This window comes from Desulforegula conservatrix Mb1Pa, assembly GCF_000426225.1.
GTDB lineage: Bacteria > Desulfobacterota > Desulfobacteria > Desulfobacterales > Desulforegulaceae > Desulforegula > Desulforegula conservatrix.
On record NZ_AUEY01000141.1, the window covers coordinates 1 to 3,380 of the forward strand.

At 38.0% G+C, this 3,380-nt stretch carries 5 protein-coding genes; 3 read left to right on the top strand and 2 right to left on the bottom strand.

The window, feature by feature from the left end; all coding sequences use genetic code 11:
* Window positions 1-411, top strand: a 411-nt coding sequence (locus K245_RS0120980; RefSeq protein ID WP_027360739.1) for a tyrosine-type recombinase/integrase, incomplete at its 5' end; no start/stop codon positions are given.
* A gap of 119 nt (window positions 412-530) precedes the next feature.
* Here K245_RS0120980 and K245_RS0120985 read toward each other — a convergent pair.
* Together K245_RS0120985 and K245_RS25810 are read right to left on the bottom strand one after the other, a co-directional pair.
* Window positions 531-848, bottom strand: a complete 318-nt coding sequence (locus K245_RS0120985; protein ID WP_051284511.1) for a type II toxin-antitoxin system RelE/ParE family toxin — start codon at window positions 846-848, stop codon at window positions 531-533.
* A 3-nt stretch (window positions 849-851) separates the two neighbouring features.
* On the bottom strand, window positions 852-1,085 hold the full coding sequence (locus tag K245_RS25810; protein ID WP_035277891.1) for a type II toxin-antitoxin system ParD family antitoxin: 234 nt from the start codon (window positions 1,083-1,085) through the stop codon (window positions 852-854).
* A gap of 206 nt (window positions 1,086-1,291) precedes the next feature.
* On the opposite strand from K245_RS25810, the gene K245_RS0120995 reads away from it, so the two are divergent.
* The gene (locus tag K245_RS0120995) at window positions 1,292-2,080 is read left to right on the top strand and encodes a ParA family protein (protein ID WP_027360741.1); all 789 of its coding nucleotides are present in this window, start codon (window positions 1,292-1,294) and stop codon (window positions 2,078-2,080) included.
* Complete coding sequence (locus K245_RS0121000) at window positions 2,081-3,217, top strand: hypothetical protein (RefSeq protein WP_027360742.1); 1,137 nt, start codon at window positions 2,081-2,083, stop codon at window positions 3,215-3,217.
* The last annotated feature ends 163 nt before the right edge of the window (window positions 3,218-3,380 follow it).

The window sequence follows — 3,380 nt, forward strand, 5'->3', positions numbered from 1 at the left end:
GAAGGATACTCCTTTATAATAAGAAGATCCAAAACTGACCAGGAAGGAAAAGGCTTTACAGTTCCCATAATAGGCAGGGCCGCAAAAGCTCTGGCCGACTGGCTTGAAATATCTGAAGTGGCCGAAGGACAAATATTCAGGAGGCTGTCAAAGTCTGGAAAGGTTTTGAGGGATTTTTCTGACAAGGCCGTCGCAAGGATAGTCAAGAAAAGGGCCGAACTCGCTGGCCTCGATCCTTCCATCTTTTCTGGTCACAGCCTGAGATCCGGATTTATCACTGAAGGCGGCAGGCAAGGCAAAAACATAAGCGATATTATGGCAATGTCCGGACACAAGACCGTCGGGGTTGCCCTTTCTTATTATCAGGCAGGGAACGCTCTATCTAATCCGGCTGCTGGTTTAGCTGGATAAAAATTATAAAAGCTGGGGCTACCGAAGCAGCCCCGCACCATAGGTCGAAACCTGATGGGGAGTTAGCATTATTGTTACCTTATCGGACTTTTCTCTTTTGCAATTTATACACCCCAATATTAACTTTTTGATCTTAATTGCCTGTCTTTTTCCATATGGCCATGTAAGACTCGGATAATTTCGATACCATCCTTTGTAGCCCTATAATAGATGATATATTTAGGAAAATGTTTAATTGGAAAGAATCTTATACCTTGTAGTTTTACCCACTTTGATTGATATATTGTGCCGATATTAGGCATAAAAGCAATGGTTTCAAATGTTGTTTCAGCGGCTTCATAAACTCGATCTGCCGCAGTAGGATTATCTTGTGCAATATAAACCCACAGGTTAATTAAATCTTCTTCCGCCGCTGGCTTTATCAAAATCTTGGTCATTTATTAACCTTGCTCTTTTACGAGTAAAGCTTGGGCTTTCTTTTTCATAGCTGACATATTTAGCGGAGTTGCTTTGCCACTTTCAATGCCCTCCATCAAAAGTTTATCAATTTCATCTTTGTCATGCCTTATCAGATCGCGTAAATAATCACTGGCACTTTGATAATCGCCCATGCGTATTCGTGTTTCTACAAAAGATCTGAGCTCATCAGGCATAGATATATTAAGTGTTGCCATAAAGAAACCTCCTTATAATAGAGTTTATTTTTTAAGTATAATATTTATGGCAAAGTTTGCCAATAATAATTTAAGTATTCCAACACCTCTATACTTCAATTTATATTTAGCGCATAGCTAATATACAACTATTTTTTATTGACAATACAGCTATTTATTTCTTATGTAACACCTATCTTGCAACCCATTATAAACTGGAGTAGCATATGGGAATAATCATTTCTGTAGTCAATAATAAAGGCGGCATTGGAAAAACAACAACAACTTGCAATTTAGCTGACGCACTCGGCAAAAAAAAGAAACGAGTTCTTGTCGTTGATATAGACGCTCAATGTAATACGACCTCCAACTTAATGCCGGACAATATTCATATAAGAAAAAGCCTTCTCGAAATATTAGATCCAACGGAAGACGATATAAATATTTCCGAAACCATATACCCTACCAACTTAAAAAACGTGTCAATATTGCCAAATATAGGTATTACGGGCGGACTTGAACCAGACATGATAATGAATGCGCCTGAAAGCTTTTTCAGGCTCAGAAACAAACTAAGGGATTACGCACTTAATCATTATGACTATTGCATAATAGATAACCCTCCAAATATGGGCAGCTTTGTTATCTGCTCTCTTTATGCTTCAGATTGCGTAATAGTTCCAATTGACTCAGGGTCAGGGGCAAGTGTTGAAGGGCTCTTAAAAGCATTATCGCTTATCGGCTCAGTAAAAAAACAAGGAAATCCAGACCTAAAATTTTTAAGGCTTTTGATAAACAGATATGACGCAAGAACTGCTGTTTCCATAACCATTGCAAACCGTGTTAATGAAACATTCGGAGCGGAACAGGTCTTCAAAACAATAATCCCGTCGAAAACAGGCTTTCAAAAATCAGAGCTTCTAAAAAAAACAATCTTCACGGTTGATAAATCTTCCAAAGGAGCGGCAGCATTCAGGAATCTTGCAGCTGAACTTATTTCTATAGTGGAGGATTAAATGGCAAAAAGAAAACTTGATGATCTTGTAAGCTGTTTTGTTTTTAAAGAAGCAAAAGAAAAACTTGATGCTTTTCAGATGCCGGATAGCATAAAAAAGGAAGTCGAAGTATCACCACAGTATCATGATAATAGCACTATAGTAGCGCCACAGTATCACCATAATATCACTAAAGTATCACCACAAGGTCATGATAATATCACTACAGTATCGCCACGCAAACAGTATCATGATAGTATCATGGCAGTATCAGTATCAGTATCAGGTCACCATCAAAAAGAAGAGTCTCAAAAAGTAGAATTAACAGACATACAAATGCAAATTTATAACTGGTTTTTAGGGCGTGGTATGGAAGGCCATTATAACAAATGGGGAATATCAAAAGATACTGGATTTATTCATTGTACCATCAGAAAAGTAATGAAAAAACTTGAGGCATCTGAGCTTATTTTAGTGACAGGATATAACAGATCCACTAAGCTTTTTTCTTATCGGATAAACAACAAAAAAACAGCTTACTGCGGGTCACCACAGTATCAGTATCAGTATCAGGTCACTACAGTATCAGTATCACCACAAGGTCATGACGCTAATAGTAGTAGTAGTTATATATATAAAACTACTACTACCGCGCGCGAAAGCTTTCTTGATCATCCTGAAATGTGTTTTTGGGAAAAACAGGGTGTGACTTCTGATATGATCCAAAAAAATATAGAACATCACAATATTGATCCGGAGCTTTTTATTCAGTCGATGAAATATTATGCTTTTGAATTTTCGCAGCCAGGATCACGTCAACCAGAAAAGACTCATCTGGCGCACCTGATTGGCGGAATAAGGCAATTTGGCATGTGGGCTAAGCCAAATGGGTACGTCAGTCACGAAGAGGCCGAGAAAAAGCGTCTGGAGGCTTTTGTCGCTGAAAAAAGAAAAGAGCTGGAAGAACTGGAAGCTCTTAAACTTGAAGCGTCATTTTTCATGTTTTATGAAGCTTATGTAAAAACCCCTGATTCTGAAGAAGTAAAGGCTGTTATGGAACAGGCCAGCTCTTTTGACCTGGATAATCTCCGTAAGAAGCCTGACAAAAAAGAAGCGTGGTTGAGAACCATCTGGAACAAGTCCAGAAATATGAATTGATTTTTGCCTGTAATGTATTCAAAAAGGCTTTCTGGAAAAACTAAAAAACATAGCAGGCAAAATTAAAAAATATGAACAAACTCGAATTGATCGAAAAATTAAAAACAGAGGCAAGAATAACAAGACCTGAAGCCGTTAGGATCGTAAATCTTTTTTTTGATGA

Excerpts from the sequence above, each read along its gene's own strand:
- K245_RS0120985 (WP_051284511.1), bottom strand. The coding sequence starts at position 848 with ATGACCAAGATTTTGATAAAGCCAGCGGCGGAAGAAGATTTAATTAAC.
- K245_RS0120995 (WP_027360741.1), top strand. The coding sequence starts at position 1,292 with ATGGGAATAATCATTTCTGTAGTCAATAATAAAGGCGGCATTGGAAAA.
- K245_RS0121000 (WP_027360742.1), top strand. The coding sequence starts at position 2,081 with ATGGCAAAAAGAAAACTTGATGATCTTGTAAGCTGTTTTGTTTTTAAA.
- K245_RS25810 (WP_035277891.1), bottom strand. The coding sequence starts at position 1,085 with ATGGCAACACTTAATATATCTATGCCTGATGAGCTCAGATCTTTTGTA.